The following is a 15,646-nucleotide window of genomic DNA, read 5'->3' as shown; positions in this document are numbered from 1 at the left end:
CGTTCCCTTCTATCAGAAATTCACCCGGTCCGCGCCCTTGAGCGCGAGCCGCTCTCTGGCTTCAGCAGGTGTTGCAACCTCAAGCCCGAGGTTTTCCACGATGTCTCGAATTTTCCGGACCTGCTGGGCATTGGATGTCGCCAGTTCGCCCTTGCCGATGAACAGGCTGTCTTCGAGCCCCACACGAAGGTTGCCCCCCAACAGGGCCGCCTGAGTCGCAAATGGCATCTGATGGCGCCCCGCAGCCAGCACCGACCATTCGTAGTTTTCCGGCCCGAACAGCCGGTCGGCTATGGTGTGCATATGCATCAGGTTGTCGAGATCAGCACCGACACCGCCGAGGATTCCGAACACCATCTGAACAAAAAACGGTGGCTTGATCAAACCCTGATCAACGAACCATTTTACATTGTAGAGATGACCAAGATCGTAGCACTCGAATTCGAACCGTGTGCCATGTTCACCCCCAAGCTTTTCGATGGCGTAGCGAATTGTCCTGAACGTGTTGGGAAAGATGAAATCCTCGGTCATTTCGAGGAAAGGGCGTTCCCAATCATGCTGAAACTCGGTGTATTTCTGAAGCATCGGGAAGATTCCGAAATTCAGCGACCCCACATTGAGGGATGCCATTTCGGGGCTTGTTGTCGTGGCCGCCAACATGCGTTCGTCCATGGACATGCCAAGCCCACCGCCGGTTGAAACGTTGATCACAGCATCTGTGGATTGTTTGATGACAGGCATAAATTGCTGGAACAATTCTGGCCTGGGATCGGGTTTGCCGGTCTCGGGATGGCGGGCATGCAAATGGATAATGGAGGCACCGGCCTCGGCGGCTTCTATACTGGCCGTTGCGATTTCGGTTGGCGTAATGGGCAGATGAGGGCTCATTGTCGGGGTGTGGATGCCCCCGGTCGGTGCGCATGTGATGATTACGGATTTTGGCATTCCGGGGCCTCCTGCGAAACAACACGGCGCAAATGGTAACGCACCTCTTTGGGTCGGTAGATCAGGTGAATCTCGGGGGGTTCACCAAGCGCATAGCGTGGCCGTAAAGCACCCTCGTCGGCGACCTTCCTGGGGTTGACGGCGCATTTCATAGCCGCATCTGCTGGACTTGAGCGCTAAGGCCTCCATCCAGCACCCAAAGCTGTCCGCTTGCATATCGGGCCTCATCGCTGGCGAGCCAGTTCACGAGGTTTGCGATATCGTCTGGCGTTCCATAAGTGCGCATCGGGTGCACATCGCGCACAGCTTGCTGAAGCTGGTCAATCGTCTTGCCGCCGCCACCCGAGCCGTCGCCGGTGAAAAAGCTTTGAAGCATCGGTGTGTCGATGTAGCCAGGGCAAATCGCGTTGACCCGGATGCCTTCGGGCCCGTGATCGCAGGCCATCGCGCGGGTCAGGGCATGAACCGCACCTTTCGTTGCACAATATGCCGCCAGTCCCGGATCTGCGATGAAACCGTCATACGATCCGAAGTTAATGACAGAGGCAGAACTGCCGCTCTTTGCCGCCTTGCGCATCAAAGGTAGCGCATATTTGGACGTCAGGAATGTGCCTGTCACGTTCACCGCAAACGAGCGGTTCCATTCTTCAAGGCTTGTATCCTCAATCGTTTTTTCGATCTCGATGCCCGCAGCGTTCACGAGAATATCGAGTTTGCCGTGCTCAGTCTTTATCCTCTCCATAGCTGCAATGGCCTCGGGTTCTGAGGTGACATCAAGTCGGAGAAAATGGCTATCGGCCCCTGCTGGGTTGGACACGGATCCGCTTTCACTGAGATCGGCTGCGTAGACAACGGCACCTTCTCGGGTCAGCCGATCCACGATCGCACGGCCGATGCCGCCCCGTCCGCCCGTCACAAGGGCCACCTTGCCGTCTTGAATATCCATCAATTTGTTTCCCCCATCGGTGGAAAGCGGTAGCGCGCGGCTGCCGCAGTCCAATCCATGTGATTGCGAACATACTCCTGACTGGCGTCGCGCGGCGGGTTGTAATCCCATGGCTCGCTTGCCCCGGCCTCCATCGCGGCATGAAGCGCACGCCTCGATTTCTGGGTGCGCATAACATCAGCCCGGAGCCTTTCGCTGTCCCATCTCTCAGCGACTTCGCATGCAAAGGCAGCGGCTGCATCACTGTAGGCCGGGTCATCCGCCAAGTTGACACGCTCATCCGGGTCCCGAGACAGATCATAAAGCTGCGGTGGATCCACATCGCAGTGAATATACTTCAGTGTCCCGCGCCGGATCATGAAGACAGGCCAAGGTGTCATCTCTGCGCAGTATTCGCCGATGGCAATGTCCTCTGGTGCATCCTCCCCACGCGCCAAAGGCATCAGGGACCGACCGTCAACAGGCTCGCCCAGCATGTCGGGTGTCCCTCCGGCAACCTCCAGGAAGGTCGGAAGCAGGTCGACGAGAGAGCACGCCTGAGGCGCCGTGCCTTCGGCCACATCCGGGCCTGCGAAGATTAAGGGCACACGGGCAGAGTGTTCGAAGAACGTCATCTTGTACCAAAGACCCCGTTCACCCAGCATGTCTCCATGATCCGCGGTCACAATGATCAATGTGTTGTCAATCTGACCCGTATTTTCCAGCGCCTTGACGATTGCGCCGACTTTACTGTCGAAATAGCTCACATTTGCCAGATAGGCGCGACGTGCGCGGCGGATTTCTTCATCCGAAAGCGGCACAGTGGAGGCTTCGATCCCATCCATCACACGGCGTGAGAACGGGTCGTGCTCTTCCAGAGAGAGGCCTTGCGGCAAGTCGATTTCATAATCGGCGTAGAGATCCCAGAATTCTGGCTTCGCCACATATGGATCGTGAGGATGGATGAAACTCGCCACCAAGCAGAACGGAGAGACGTCGCCGGCTGCGTGATCCCGTCCGCGCTCGATCAGCCACCGGCGCGCTGCGAACTCGACCTCGTCATCGTAATCCGTTTGGAATGTCGCGATTGCCACACCGCTTTCCTTGACGGTCTGCATGTTGTGGTACCACTTGTCGATCCGCTCATCATGGGCTTCCCAGTCCGGCGTCCAAGCGAAATCGGCGGGATAGATATCGGTCGTAATCCGATCTTGAAACCCATGCATCTGGTCAGGTCCGACGAAGTGCATCTTGCCTGACAGGCACGTGCGATATCCCAGAGCCTTGAGGTAGTGTGCAAAGGTAGGCACGCTTGCACGGAATTCCGACGCGTTGTCATAAGCCGCAATTCGGCTGACATATTGCCCGGACATGAAAGCAAATCGCGACGGCGCACAGAGCGGCGAGTTGCAATAAGCGGCGTCAAATCGCATCCCGCGTGCCGCGAGTTTGTCCATGTGCGGGGTTTTGGCGCCCTTGTGCCCATAAGCACCAATGAAATGTGGTGCCAACTGATCGGCCATCACCACAACAATATTCGGCTGCGTCATGGAGCGGCCTTTGCGTAAGCATCAAGTACCAGACCGTGGAAGTGATGAACGGCATGTTCGGATTTGCCGGATCCTGAAGGGTCCGACACGATTCGACCTTGCGTAAAGGCCGGCGTTTTCATTCCTCGCTGTACACTTTCGACCAGATTGATGTCTTCAACCTGAAGCACTTCATCCAGATAGCGCATCGCGTCGATTTCCATCGGATCAGGCTCGGGCGTCTCAAGAAAAAAGTCATAGGTCTCCAACGTGCGATCTGGTCCGACCGGAATGACATTTAACACGATCATGCTGGACCGGCCCGGGTATCGCATCAGACAAGTTGTGGGCCACAGCCACCAGACCGCATGGGTCTTTACAGTCGCGTTGGAGACGTCGTAGGCGGAATTGGCGTTCTGCCCCGCCTCTGCCATGTGGCTGGAATAAATACCGTAGGTCGTGACTTTGTACGTGTCCATGTCCACAAGATCACAAAAGTCCTTGTGGGCGGTCGGGCAATGGTAGCATTCAAGGAAATTGTCGACGACATTCTTCCAGTTCGACTTGATATCGTATGTCAGTCTTTTCCCGAAGGTAAGTTGTTCGATATCAGGGGCCCAGTGGCGGATTTCGGTCTCCAGATTGCCGGATTGATCCGACAGCGAGGCAGCTTGCGTGTCGAGGTTGACGAAAACGAAACCGGCAAATTCTTCCACTTGAACAGCATCCAGGCAGATATCGCGTGGCGTGAAGGCCTCCAGGTGTTCTGTTTCAGGTGCGCGGACAAGTTGACCGTCAAGCTTGTAGACCCAAGCATGGTAGGGACACATGATACGGGTCGTCTCGCCTTCGCCACTCAACAGCTCATGGGCGCGGTGTTTGCAGACGTTGTAGAAGGCGCGCAAGACCCCTTCCCTATCCCTGACGACAGCGATTGGGTGCCCCGCGATATGTGTGGCGACGTATGACCCCGGCGTACGCAGCTTTTCGACGTGACAAACCCATTGCCAAGACTTGGCAAGGATCTCCGTACGGTCGACCTCAAACCAGTTTGCGTCAATGTAAGCCTCTTTGCGCAACGAAAGCGCACGATTTGGATCTGGGTCGAAGCCAGACTTTATTGCTTCGAACGCGTTTTGATCTGGAAACTGCGTCATGGCTGTCCTCACGACTGGAATCAGGAACTCACTGCACCAGCTTTTCGCGGATCAAACCACAAGACTTACCATGAATCGCCGACTACTTAACTTTTTTCGCCTTAGGCTTTGGTGCGCGGTGCATTGGCCATGCTCGGAACTCGAATGGAATGCGTCCCTGCACACGATCCTTGCTCGGCGGGAGACCGAAGCGGTCCTTGTAGGCCCGACTAAAGTGGACCTGGCTTGAAAATCCGCTCGCAAAGGCAATCTCCGACATGGTCAGGTCAGTTTGAGTCACAAGGCCGCGGGCCCGGTCGAGGCGGATATCGCGATAGTAAAGTGCTGGTGTTTTTCGCACGCTTTGCGCAAAGAGCCGATCAAGTTGCCTATGTGATAACCCGACATGCCTGCAAACATCCGCAATGGAGAGTGGCGTTTCAAGGTTTGCCTCCATGACACGAATTGCGGCACGCACATTTGTTGGAACAGAGTTGCCCAAAGGCTCGGTATTCTCGGGGTACTGCAATGCCCCGTGGGCGCGTATCGGGGGGGCAAACACATAGCGTGCAGCGGCATTTGCAAGAGCGCTACCATGAGACTGCTGGATCAGATGCAGGGCAAGATCGAGCGAAGCCGCACCCCCACTGCAAGTCACACGACGGCGATCAATAACCCAAAGCGCTTCACTGATGCCCGTCTTGGGGAACAATTCTTGAAACGCATCTATATGTTCGTAATGGACTGTTGCCGTATAGTTTTCCAGCAACCCGGCATGGGCCAGAATAAAGGCACCTGTATCTAGCCCGCCCAAGATTGCCTGACGTTTCGCGGCATTTCTGAGGTTCGCGCGCAATGCTGCAGAAACATGGCGCTCCGGCTCCCAACTTGACGAGACGAAAAGCATGTCCGCTTTGTTCATTCCCGCCTCCGAGAACCTGGCAGTGTTGACTTCAACGCCATTGCTGGCCGTCACCATTCCGCCCGCCTCGGACACAAGTTGCCATCGGAACAGTGTTGTTCCCTCGAGATAGTTGGCGGCACGAAAGGGATCGATAAATGACATCGTGGCCGCCAGGTTGAAAAATGGTGTTACAGCGATTCTCAGTTCGGTTGTTCTGTCCGGCCCGCCGCCCTCGACCATGTCGCCAACTCCCTTCTGTTCATTCTCAACGGTAGACAGTGCGGCCAGACAAGTAAAATTGACGACCAACTCAAGGCTGAATCAGGCGCGAAGCGCAACGTGCATTGCAGCGACACAAGCTTATCTTTCGCCTCGAACTGCGACGAAGGATCTTCCATTTTCGGCTGTCTGACTTCAGCACCCACCTGGTAGATTTGGGTATCTGTGTAACGGAGGAGTTCGAGTTCATTGAACCTATTAGCAAGCCAAGATGAACAAGAAATCTGGAACCTAGAAAGACGCAGACTAAAAAGCTAGTCAGGAACATCAAACGCAAGACCCGCAAACATTACTGGGCCGAATAGAATGTCGGTATTGTCCCGGCCGGTCTGCGCGCTGAGGATAGCATTGCGGCGCTGTGTCTCCGCGAGGGCATAACCCAAAGCTATTATATTCTGGTCGAAGGAGTTCCCGGAAGCCGGGAGAGCCCGTCTTGCGGGCGACACCGCTCGGCAGGTGACTGCCCCTGAGGCCTCGGACTGAGATCACGTCATGGTCGCACACGAGCCAAGGCTGCTCAGCGAAAACGGCTCGACATACGCCGCGGGTGATCTGGTGGACTGTCTCGGATCACGTGCACGGTGCGCCGCACCACACACAAACCCCACTCCAGTTCGAGCGTTGGTACCAAACCTTGAAGAACTGGGTTCTCTTGGAAATTTACTTCCTACCCGGAGGTTTTGAGCGACAGATCGGCACCTTTGTCGATCACAACAACAACTACTGTTACCCGGAGAGCCCGGCCAACTTGACACCCGCCGACGTCTATCATGGCCGAGACGCCAAAATCCTGAACATAAGAGTGGAGATCAAGAAGCAAACAATCAGAAACCGTAGGTTTCAGAACAAAGCCGCTGCCACTTTTACTTAAACGTAAACCGAACCAGAGCCTGCGTTACAAAGAGACCAACGCCAAAAAAACTCTGAAAACGGGCGATCGAGATCCATTTCGCATTACTTGTGCCAAAGAACAGCGCACAGCTCACTTTCAATCGGTGACCTGCCCCGCGCCGATTATTGTTCCGAGAACAAATTGTGTCGCGGGATCAATTTCGCCCCTCACGATAAGCGCTTGAAATTGGTGATTCAGGGCGGTCTCGCCCCAGTTCCGCATGGCAACTGCGATCCGCGGCGCTAGATTACGGTCCTTTTCGAGTTCACTCGCGAAAATGCCAATAATCTGAGCGCGAAGTTCAGGCAAAACCGTGCCGCCTTCGGTCAAAGCCCGGATCAGGGATTGCTTTTCGGGCGGTTGCCAGCCGGGGCGCTGCAGTGCTCGCTCAATCGCAGTAACTGCAAGGGCGCCGTCGATTTCGATACCTGCGAGAGCCCATTCATAAAGGTTTTGACCATTGCTTTTCAAAACCTGTTCAAATCGCGAACGCACAACAGAGGCTGCCTGTTCATCAGATTGCAAGCCAAGCAGACGCACCGCGACGGGTATGTAACTGATCCTGTTCAGACTACGAAATTCTTGCAGGAGCTGCTCAGTAGGCACCGTGTTCCGCAGTGGATGAACAAATTCATATGGGGCACGGTAGATTTCAACCATAGCGATGTTTCTCAGCACATGATCTTCGTGGCTTAGATAGCCCGCAAAGAACATAACACGCTCCGAGCCGTCATTGTCGCCGTACGCCCACGATCCTCCAACAGCTATTAAATCCTCAACAAAGCGAGATCTGTCTGGCGTCATCATGAATAAGCGCTTCCAGCTTCGTGAAATGCTACGCCCTGCACCATCCTTGTCGGTTGCGCCATAGGTAAAGAGAACCGTCTTTTCTGGATTGGACCGGAAAGCTGCGCGGGTCTTGCTTTCGATCAGAAACGGTATTTCCGGCAGCGTTGAGATTTTCTGTTCTGTACCTCTCAGAATGTGAACCGGAGAAAACCGGAACGGGTTGTCCGGTGTGGGACCGGCCAGAACGATAATGTCCGCGGAAATAATGTGATCAGCCGACGAAGCCTCAGGCAAGGTCACGCAGACTGAGCAAGCTTGCAAAGGTCTAGAGGTCACCGAAAAGGTGGCCAGAATACAAAGCAGTGAGAGAAGTTTCGTTACTAAGCGCATAAGATACTGATGTTATTTAGTTTATGTGTTCCTTTTTACCTGTCGGCACTTGAGTTGGCACAATAATCTGTAACTCAACTTAGTTTAGAATGCGAATCTTCGACAGTGACTAAGCTCAGAACCCCGTGACGCGCTTGACCAGACAGAAAAGCAAAGACCAGACATTCCAGAAACGCCGCGTTCTGCATAAACACAGCGCGCTGCAGATTGAAGTTTCAGCGAGCTTGACCCTCTTAAACCAATCAAGCGATCGTGGTCCTAGTCATACGATGAAAGACATTGCCAGCAACAGTCTAAGGCGTCTTTTAGCGATCGCAAAACGCACCTGCGACTCCGGCCCCGATCAGTCGGCCAAGTAAACCGTTTCACCGGTTTCAATTGCCTGTTGCGCCGCTTGCCCCATCCTGACAGCCCAGAGGCCGTCCTTCAAACTCACATCCGGCTTCGCCTTTTCGCCACGAAGTACGGACAGGAACCCTTTGTGCTGATAGTAGGTCGACCCATTGTGATCCCCAGCCGCCAAAAGGGTGGCGTCCACCGGAACGTCCATTGATACCGGACCTTTGGGATTGCGCGGGCTCAGGATCACCTGCGGCAGCGGCGGAGTTCCCAAGTGATCGGGCCAGAATCGTCCGGGTCCAGGAACAAACGCCTCGATCTTGGCGTCCGGTCCGACGGCCGATATTTCTTCTTGATAGCGTGAGCCTTCGGCAAACATGCAAAGTTCCAACATCGCGCGCGCACCCGAAGCAAAGTCGACCAGAACAAAGCCATGATCCAGAATATCCGGGGTTTGACCGTCGTAACTTTCGTCCAGATGGTTCACCGCCTGCCCGCCGCTTGCCGTGATGCGCATCGGATCGGATTGCAATATCAGACGCATCAGGTCGAAGAAGTGGCAGCATTTCTCGACGAAAGTACCGCCAGTATTTCGGTTGAACCGGTTCCAGTGGCCGACCTTGTCGAGGAAGGGAAAACGATGCTCGCGGATCGACAGCATTTTCACCCCACCTGTCGCCTCGGCCTTACCGATCAAAGCAGCGATAGGGGGCATGTACCGGTATTCCATCGCGACCCAAATCGGGCAGGGGTAGTCGCGCTGCAACTGCTCGAGCCGGGGCACGTCTTGCGGGTTGGTGAATAATGGCTTTTCAACCAAAAGCGGCAGAGGACGTGTTTCAGCGATTTCGCAGATCTGGTCCACATGAAGATGGTTCGGGCTGACAATGACGACGCAGTCCAGTTCCTCTACCGCCAGAAGCTCTTGCACGGAACCTACCATGGTTGCAGTTGGCGCAATTGCCTTGGCGGCTTTTGCCATCTCCTGATCGGGTTCAAAGATCGCAGACACACTGGTACCTTCCAGCAATCCGATATTGTGCAGGTGCTCTTGCCCCATCATTCCGCATCCAATCAGCCCGTAATTGATGGTCCGGGTCATGTGCGATTCCTTTTACTTCAGACGTTGGACGTAGTTGGCCCGATCCGGGTCGAACCATGTTTTTGAGAATTCAACGGGTTCGGCGCTTTCCGACCAGCTGAACCGCTCGATATAACCGACTGCTTGGCCTGCTGGCTTGGTGAAGTCAGAAGGCGTCCAGTCCGGTAGGGGCCGGACCGAAACCCTGTCTTCGGCTCTTGCGATCCAAAAGCCCAATTGGCGCTGATAATAGCGATAGAGCGAGTCGGACAGCAGGCTCTGGTCGATCAGGCCCGCTGATTCGTCCAGCCAGATTTCTTCGACAGCGATGATTGTATCATTCAAGTAGCGCATCCGCCGGACACGCGAACCGGCGTCAGAAGCACCGAATTTCGGCAGATCGATCGGCTTTTTCAGATGGTCAACCGACAGGATATCCGCACGAGGCAGGCCACCCCCTTCCGGCAGTTCCAGCCTGAACATTGCATAGACGCTGTTTTGCGTACCGGTCTCGCGTATGTAGTTGCCCGAGCCCTGGATACGCTCCAACATCCCCTTTTTTTCCAGCTCTGAGAGCGATTTTCGCAGCGTTCCAACCGAGACATTCAGCTCTGCGGCCATCTCGCGCTCGGGCGGCAATCGTTCACCGTCAATAAGACGACCAGCCGCGATGTCACGGATCAGAAGTTCCGCGATCTGAATATATACCGGCAGGGCATTGGGGTTTCGGTTGGATGCAGGCACGGCAGACGCTTCACTCGGTCGCAGGAAAAATTGATACACTATTGATCTACATCAAAGCGATTGCTACGCAAGAGGAAAGTCAAAGATGTACGGAGCGTGAATCAAATGAGCATCGTCCCCATCACATCCCCCGATCTGGATGCGGCCGAAGTTTCGTGGTTCGCTGCGCTGTGTTCCGATGATTACCAGTTCCTTGGCGTTCCCGACGGTGCCCTGCGGTCGAGTTGGGAGCATTGCTCGAACATTGTGAAAGAGGCCGAAGCGCAGGGTTTTCGCAACATCCTCTGCCCGTCCTCCTATCAGGTCGGTCAAGACACGCTGAGCTTTGTCGCCGGCTGCGCTCCGATCACCGAGCGGATCAACCTGCTGGCCGCCGTGCGCTGTGGCGAGATGCAACCGATCATGCTGGCCCGCACCATCGCAACGCTGGACCACATGCTGAAGGGGCGTTTGACGGTCAACATCATCTCATCCGACTTTCCCGGTGAGAAGGCCGACAGCGCGTTCCGCTATCAGCGCTCGCGCGAAGTGGTGGAGATTCTGAAACAGGCCTGGACGCGGGATGAGATCAATCATGCAGGCGAGGTCTATAACTTCTCGGGCCTGACCACCGACCCGGCCAAGCCATATCAGACCGGCGGGCCGCTGCTTTATTTCGGCGGCTATTCTCCCTCTGCTTTGGATCTGTGCGGCGAGCATTGTGACGTCTACCTGATGTGGCCTGAAACCAAGGATCAACTGGCCGAACGGATGAAGGCCGTTCACGCCGTCGCTGAAAACTACGACCGCACGCTGGATTACGGGTTGCGTGTCCATATGATCGTTCGCGATACCGAGGCTGAGGCACAGGAATACGCGGATTACATCGTCTCGAAGCTGGACGACGAATACGGTCGCGCCATCCGCGAACGGGCGCTGGATTCGACCTCGCTGGGGGTGGCGCATCAGGCCAGGAACCGCGATCTGGCGGATGAATACGGCTATGTCGAACCCGGTCTCTGGACCGGTGTTGGCCGCGCGCGTTCGGGCTGTGGGGCGGCGCTGGTCGGATCGACCGATCAGGTTATGTCGAAGATCGAGGAATACCAGAAGATGGGCATCCGCGCTTTCATCTTCTCGGGCTACCCGCATCTGGACGAAACCCGCCATTTCGGCGCCCGCGTGTTGCCGAATCTGAAAACCTGTTCCCTTCCCGAAGCTTACGGAAGGGTTCCCAAAACGACCCCGGCCACACCGCTGGGCAACGGAGAACGCCGCTGATGCAACGTGTGAAACTATCTGACTCGCTGGAGATGAGCCGCCTTGTCTATGGCATGTGGCGGTTGGGCGATGACAGTGACACGTCCGCGGCCCATGTCGAGGCCAAGATTCAGACCTGTCTGGATCAGGGTATCACCACCTTCGATCAGGCCGACATCTATGGCGGCTACCAGGCCGAGGCCGTGCTGGGTGCCGCCCTGCGCGCCAATCCAAACCTGCGTCAGAAGATGGAGATCGTCACCAAATGCGACATCGTCGCGCCGGTTGGCCGTTACACGGATGCGAAGGTAAAATACTACGACACCTCGCGCGCCCACATTCTGAAGTCAGTCGACACGTCGCTGTCGGAAATGGCGATTGACCACATCGATCTGCTGTTGATCCACCGACCGGACCCCATAATGGACCACCATGAAACCGGAGCCGCCCTGGATGAGGTCGTCGCCAGTGGGAAGGTCGGCGCGGTGGGTGTGTCCAACTTCCGCCCGTGGGATTGGTCGTTGCTGCAATCGGCGATGAAAACGCAGTTGGTCACCAACCAGATCGAAATTTCGCTGGGTCAGATCAGCCCTTTCACCAACGGTGATCTGGCCTTTCACCAACAGCATGGCCATCCGTTGATGGCATGGTCGCCGCTGGGTGGAGGCCTGTTGATGGCTGGAAACCCGCCGGTTGGGGTCGTCGCCGATGAAATCGCAGCCGGGTTTGGCGTGGATCGCGCCGCCGTCGCAGTGGCGTTCCTGTTGGCCCACCCAGCCAACGTCCTGCCGGTTCTGGGCACCAACAATCTTGACCGGATCAAACGCGCCTCGGACGCATTGAAAGTCAAACTGGATCGCGAAAGCTGGTTCCGCCTGTACGAGGCGGCACTGGGGCACGAGGTACCATGATGAACGCAATCTCAAAGGACATAACCCGCACCTTCATTCCACATAAGGACGACACACGTACCCTGCGCGACGCCTTCGGCCGCTTTGCAACCGGTGTCACCATCGTGACCTGCGACAGCGCGGACGGTCCGGTCTGCATCACCGCCAACAGCTTTTCGTCCCTGTCGCTCGACCCACCACTGATCATGTGGGCCGGAGACCGCAACTCGCGTCGCTTCCCCTATTTCCACAAGGCCCGTCATTTCAGCGTGCATGTGCTGTCGTCGGACCAGGCCGAGCTGTGTTTCGGCTGCTCGAAAGACGCCTTTGCACTGCGGGACATCAGCCACGAGCGCTGTGAGAATGGGACACCGGTGTTGGCGGACTGCCTTGCGCGGTTCGAATGCGAACAGCACGCGTATCACGATGCAGGCGATCACGTTATTGTGGTTGGAAAAGTTCTACGGGCCAGCATGTCGGACGGAGACGCGCTGACCTTTTATGCCGGGAAACTCGGCCAATTCGCGAAAGTCTAAGCGCGATTTGATGACCGTGGGGAACACCCGCGGCTGACCAAGGGAGGATCCGCATGGGCGGACTGGCATCGGTGCTTGCACCGATTGCATTCGTGAACGAAACCGTGCTGCGTCTGGGCCGCGCGGTTGGTGTTGTTGCGATTGCGCTCATGGTGATCGCAATTCTGATCCAGGTGTTTTTCCGATACGTTCTGGGCAATGCGCTGCCCTGGCCGGACGAGGCCGCGCGGTTCTGCATGTTGTGGATGACCGGTCTGATGGCCCCCACAGCCTTTCGGCGCGGCGGTTTTGTGGCCATCGACATGCTGGAACGCCTCCTTCCCCGCATCATCGGCCAAACGCTGAATCTGTTCCTGCTTTTGATCGCGCTCGCCGTCCTGCTGGTCGCGGTCAATATCGGCTGGTCCGAGGTCACTGGCTTTGGCGGCAAGTTCGCCACTGCCGCGCTGTATCTGCCCACCTCTTTCGGGTTCGACGAATGGTATCGCATTCCGCGCAGTTGGATGATGGCATCGCTGCTGGTGGGAGTCATCCTGCTGATCTCGGTGAATATCGAGCTGATCCTGCGATCCTTCATCACTCTGCTGGGCGGCGGCCACCTGTTGCCTGAAATTCCTGATGCGGCAGTGGGGGCCGAATAAATGCTGATCTGGTTCCTGCCCACCTTCCTGATTTTCCTGCTGATCGGCCTGCCGGTCTTTTTCGCTTTGCTGGCGGCGCCCGGAATCCTGCTGTGGCTGAACGGCCAGACGAACGACATCACGCTGCTGTATCGCAATGTCTATAACGGTATGGACAGCTTCCCTCTGATGGCGATCCCCTTCTTCATGCTGGCCGGAGAACTCATGAACCGAGGCGGCATCACCATCCGCCTTGTCGAGTTTTCGCAGGCCCTGATGGGACACCTGCGCGGTGGTCTGGCGCATGTGAACGTGCTGAGTTCGATCCTGTTCGCGGGCCTCTCGGGGTCCGCCGTGGCGGACACCTCGGCGCTAGGGTCGATGCTGATCCCGGCGATGGAGAAACAGGGCTATACCCGTAAATTCGCCGCCGCGATCACGGCGGCGAGTTCGGTGATCGGGCCGATCATTCCGCCCTCGGGCATCATGATCATCTATGCCTATGTGATGGGCGAAAGCGTGGCCGCGTTGTTTCTGGCGGGGATCGTTCCGGGCGTGATGGTCGGTGTCGGTCTGATGTTGATGATCAAACTGATGGCCGACCGCTATGACTTCCCCGTCGCCAGCCGCAAATACACATGGCCCGAGCGGCGTCAGGCCAGTTTGAAGGCCTTTTTCCCATTGATGACACCGGTCATCATTCTGGGCGGTATTCTGGGTGGTATCTTCACACCGACCGAGGCTGCGGCAGTCGCCGTGGGCTATGCCTTCATCATCGGGTTCTTCATCCTGCGGACATTGACATGGAAAGAGGTCCCCGAGGTGCTCAGCAATGCAGGCATGACTTCAGCCGTTGTTCTGCTGCTGGTTGGTGCTGCGATGGCGTTCAAGACGGTCGTCAGCCTCAGCCATGCGCCGGAACAACTGGCCTCGCTGATCCTCAGCCTGTCGGAAAACCCGCTGATCCTTTTGTTCCTGATCAACCTGCTGCTGTTCATCGTTGGCATGTTCCTGGACGCAGGCCCTGCGATCATCATCCTTGGACCAATCCTTGGCCCGATCTTCACCAGCCTCGGCGTCGACCCGATCCATTTTGCCATCATCATGAGCGTCAACCTGACAGTAGGCCTCGCCACCCCGCCAATGGGTTTGGTGCTGTTCGTGGCCGCCGCCGTATCGCGCGAACGGGTTGAAACCATCGCCAAGGCGATCCTGCCGTTCCTGGCGGTCGAAATCATCGTGATTTTCCTGATCACCTACATACCCGCACTATCCATGACGATCCCGAGGATAACGGGATTTGCCAACTAACTGAGTTCCACAGGGAGGAAACGCATGCTCAGAGAATTCATCAAAATCGCAGCGGTGGCCACATCGCTGGTGGCGGCGTCGGCCATGGCTGCGACAGCCGCCGATTATACGCTGCGCGCAACCGCAAATTCGAACGAAAACGATGAGGATTATGACGGGCTGATCGTCTTCAAGAACTATGTCGAATCTGCCTCGAACGGCGCGATCGAGGTCGAACTGTTCATCGGCACACAGCTCTGCTCGAACGGGGCCGAATGCTTGCAGGGCGTGGCAGACGGCACCATCGACATCTACATCTCGACCTCGGGCGGTGCCTCAGGCATCTTTCCTTACGTGCAGGTTCTGGACCTGCCTTATCTGATGGCCGATGACCGCATTGCCGAGCATGTCCTGTCGGGCGATTTCACCCGCACAATGCGCGACATGGCGCTTGAGGACTCGGGCGGCGCGATCCGTCTGATGACCATCGGCAACACCGGCGGCTGGCGCAACTTTGCCAACACACAGCGCCGCATTGCCGAGCCTGCGGATATGGAAGGTCTGAAAATCCGCACCGTCGTCGCCGACCTGCCGCAGGAACTGGTCAAGGCGCTGGGTGCGTCGCCCACCCCGATCCCGTGGCCGGAACTGTTCACCAGCTTCCAGACCGGTGTCGTTGAAGGATCCAAGAACGGCATCACCGACATCATGGGCATGAAATTCCCGGATGCGGGCCTGCAATACGTAACGCTGGACGGCCACGCCTATATGGGCGCATTGTGGTGGATGAACAACGCCAAGTTCCAGGAGATGCCCGAGGATCTGCGCCGCGTCGTGGTCGACGGGTTCTATGCCCTGCAACAGGCCACTTTCGCCTCCCCGAAGCGCAAGTCGATCCAAGCCTATGAGGATTTCGTCGCCGGTGGCGGAGACCTCTATGTGCTGACACCCGATCAGAAGGCTGCGTTCAAAGAGGCCGCAACGCCAGTCTATGATTGGTTCCAGTCCAACGTTGCGCGAGGCGACGAGATCTTTGCTGCACTGACCGAGGCGGTCGCGGCGGCTGAGGCGGACGTCAACGCCGCTCGCGATGCGGATCTGAAGTGAACGGTTGGGCC

14 protein-coding genes and 1 pseudogene are annotated in these 15,646 nt (G+C 56.7%); 7 read left to right on the top strand and 8 right to left on the bottom strand.

What is annotated here, in order from left to right:
* Window positions 1-12 precede the first annotated feature (12 nt).
* The 5 genes from GS620_RS07870 to GS620_RS07850 form a co-directional block, all read right to left on the bottom strand.
* Complete coding sequence (locus GS620_RS07870) at window positions 13-945, bottom strand: 3-keto-5-aminohexanoate cleavage protein (RefSeq protein WP_171615057.1); 933 nt, start codon at window positions 943-945, stop codon at window positions 13-15.
* Window positions 946-1,093: 148 nt separating this feature from the next.
* Window positions 1,094-1,891: an SDR family NAD(P)-dependent oxidoreductase gene (locus GS620_RS07865; RefSeq protein WP_152460175.1), complete on the bottom strand. Its 798-nt coding sequence runs from the start codon at window positions 1,889-1,891 to the stop codon at window positions 1,094-1,096.
* Entirely contained in the window at window positions 1,891-3,420 is a 1,530-nt protein-coding gene (betC, locus tag GS620_RS07860) for a choline-sulfatase (RefSeq protein ID WP_171615055.1), read from the bottom strand. The genes GS620_RS07865 and betC overlap by 1 nt, the downstream gene beginning before the upstream one ends.
* A complete protein-coding gene (locus GS620_RS07855; RefSeq protein ID WP_171615053.1) occupies window positions 3,417-4,556 on the bottom strand; it encodes an SRPBCC family protein in 1,140 nt (379 codons plus the stop codon). The genes betC and GS620_RS07855 overlap by 4 nt, the downstream gene beginning before the upstream one ends.
* An 82-nt stretch (window positions 4,557-4,638) precedes the next feature.
* On the bottom strand, window positions 4,639-5,679 hold the full coding sequence (locus tag GS620_RS07850; protein ID WP_171615051.1) for a GlxA family transcriptional regulator: 1,041 nt from the start codon (window positions 5,677-5,679) through the stop codon (window positions 4,639-4,641).
* A 263-nt stretch (window positions 5,680-5,942) separates the two neighbouring features.
* On the opposite strand from GS620_RS07850, the pseudogene GS620_RS07845 reads away from it, so the two are divergent.
* Window positions 5,943-6,589 (top strand): annotated as a pseudogene (locus tag GS620_RS07845) (hypothetical protein).
* 117 nt (window positions 6,590-6,706) lie between these two features.
* Here GS620_RS07845 and GS620_RS07840 read toward each other — a convergent pair.
* The 3 genes from GS620_RS07840 to GS620_RS07830 form a co-directional block, all read right to left on the bottom strand.
* A complete protein-coding gene (locus tag GS620_RS07840) occupies window positions 6,707-7,789 on the bottom strand; it encodes a hypothetical protein (protein WP_171615049.1) in 1,083 nt (360 codons plus the stop codon).
* Window positions 7,790-8,132: 343 nt separating this feature from the next.
* Complete coding sequence (locus GS620_RS07835; RefSeq protein WP_171615047.1) at window positions 8,133-9,230, bottom strand: Gfo/Idh/MocA family protein; 1,098 nt, start codon at window positions 9,228-9,230, stop codon at window positions 8,133-8,135.
* A 12-nt stretch (window positions 9,231-9,242) separates the two neighbouring features.
* Window positions 9,243-9,953 carry a UTRA domain-containing protein gene (locus GS620_RS07830; RefSeq protein WP_171615045.1) on the bottom strand — a complete coding sequence of 237 codons (711 nt, stop codon included), beginning with the start codon at window positions 9,951-9,953 and terminating at the stop codon, window positions 9,243-9,245.
* Window positions 9,954-10,058: 105 nt separating this feature from the next.
* On the opposite strand from GS620_RS07830, the gene GS620_RS07825 reads away from it, so the two are divergent.
* The 6 genes from GS620_RS07825 (at window position 10,059) to dctP (ending at window position 15,635) form a co-directional block, all read left to right on the top strand.
* Window positions 10,059-11,213 (top strand): LLM class flavin-dependent oxidoreductase, encoded by a 1,155-nt coding sequence (locus GS620_RS07825; RefSeq protein ID WP_171615043.1) that lies wholly within the window; start codon window positions 10,059-10,061, stop codon window positions 11,211-11,213.
* Complete coding sequence (locus tag GS620_RS07820) at window positions 11,213-12,103, top strand: aldo/keto reductase family oxidoreductase (protein ID WP_171615041.1); 891 nt, start codon at window positions 11,213-11,215, stop codon at window positions 12,101-12,103. The genes GS620_RS07825 and GS620_RS07820 overlap by 1 nt, the downstream gene beginning before the upstream one ends.
* Window positions 12,100-12,618, top strand: coding sequence for a flavin reductase family protein (locus GS620_RS07815; RefSeq protein ID WP_171615039.1), 519 nt, complete (start codon window positions 12,100-12,102; stop codon window positions 12,616-12,618). Before GS620_RS07820 ends, GS620_RS07815 begins: the two co-directional genes overlap by 4 nt.
* Before the next feature lie 53 nt (window positions 12,619-12,671).
* Window positions 12,672-13,259, top strand: coding sequence for a TRAP transporter small permease subunit (locus tag GS620_RS07810; RefSeq protein ID WP_171205044.1), 588 nt, complete (start codon window positions 12,672-12,674; stop codon window positions 13,257-13,259).
* Complete coding sequence (locus GS620_RS07805) at window positions 13,260-14,549, top strand: TRAP transporter large permease (protein ID WP_152460165.1); 1,290 nt, start codon at window positions 13,260-13,262, stop codon at window positions 14,547-14,549.
* A gap of 84 nt (window positions 14,550-14,633) precedes the next feature.
* Window positions 14,634-15,635 (top strand): TRAP transporter substrate-binding protein DctP, encoded by a 1,002-nt coding sequence (gene dctP, locus GS620_RS07800; protein WP_371809788.1) that lies wholly within the window; start codon window positions 14,634-14,636, stop codon window positions 15,633-15,635.
* Window positions 15,636-15,646: the final 11 nt, after the last annotated feature.

The organism is Ruegeria sp. HKCCD6428 (genome assembly GCF_013110595.1).
Taxonomy (GTDB): Bacteria; Pseudomonadota; Alphaproteobacteria; order Rhodobacterales; family Rhodobacteraceae; genus Ruegeria.
Note: the sequence above shows the minus strand (reverse complement) of the source record. Positions and strands in the feature narration are given on the sequence as shown.

Excerpts from the sequence above, each read along its gene's own strand:
- GS620_RS07805 (WP_152460165.1), top strand. The coding sequence starts at position 13,260 with ATGCTGATCTGGTTCCTGCCCACCTTCCTGATTTTCCTGCTGATCGGC.
- GS620_RS07815 (WP_171615039.1), top strand. The coding sequence starts at position 12,100 with ATGATGAACGCAATCTCAAAGGACATAACCCGCACCTTCATTCCACAT.
- GS620_RS07835 (WP_171615047.1), bottom strand. The coding sequence starts at position 9,230 with ATGACCCGGACCATCAATTACGGGCTGATTGGATGCGGAATGATGGGG.
- GS620_RS07825 (WP_171615043.1), top strand. The coding sequence starts at position 10,059 with ATGAGCATCGTCCCCATCACATCCCCCGATCTGGATGCGGCCGAAGTT.
- GS620_RS07840 (WP_171615049.1), bottom strand. The coding sequence starts at position 7,789 with ATGCGCTTAGTAACGAAACTTCTCTCACTGCTTTGTATTCTGGCCACC.
- dctP (WP_371809788.1), top strand. The coding sequence starts at position 14,634 with ATGGCTGCGACAGCCGCCGATTATACGCTGCGCGCAACCGCAAATTCG.
- GS620_RS07870 (WP_171615057.1), bottom strand. The coding sequence starts at position 945 with ATGCCAAAATCCGTAATCATCACATGCGCACCGACCGGGGGCATCCAC.
- betC (WP_171615055.1), bottom strand. The coding sequence starts at position 3,420 with ATGACGCAGCCGAATATTGTTGTGGTGATGGCCGATCAGTTGGCACCA.
- GS620_RS07855 (WP_171615053.1), bottom strand. The coding sequence starts at position 4,556 with ATGACGCAGTTTCCAGATCAAAACGCGTTCGAAGCAATAAAGTCTGGC.
- GS620_RS07865 (WP_152460175.1), bottom strand. The coding sequence starts at position 1,891 with ATGGATATTCAAGACGGCAAGGTGGCCCTTGTGACGGGCGGACGGGGC.
- GS620_RS07850 (WP_171615051.1), bottom strand. The coding sequence starts at position 5,679 with ATGGTCGAGGGCGGCGGGCCGGACAGAACAACCGAACTGAGAATCGCT.
- GS620_RS07810 (WP_171205044.1), top strand. The coding sequence starts at position 12,672 with ATGGGCGGACTGGCATCGGTGCTTGCACCGATTGCATTCGTGAACGAA.
- GS620_RS07820 (WP_171615041.1), top strand. The coding sequence starts at position 11,213 with ATGCAACGTGTGAAACTATCTGACTCGCTGGAGATGAGCCGCCTTGTC.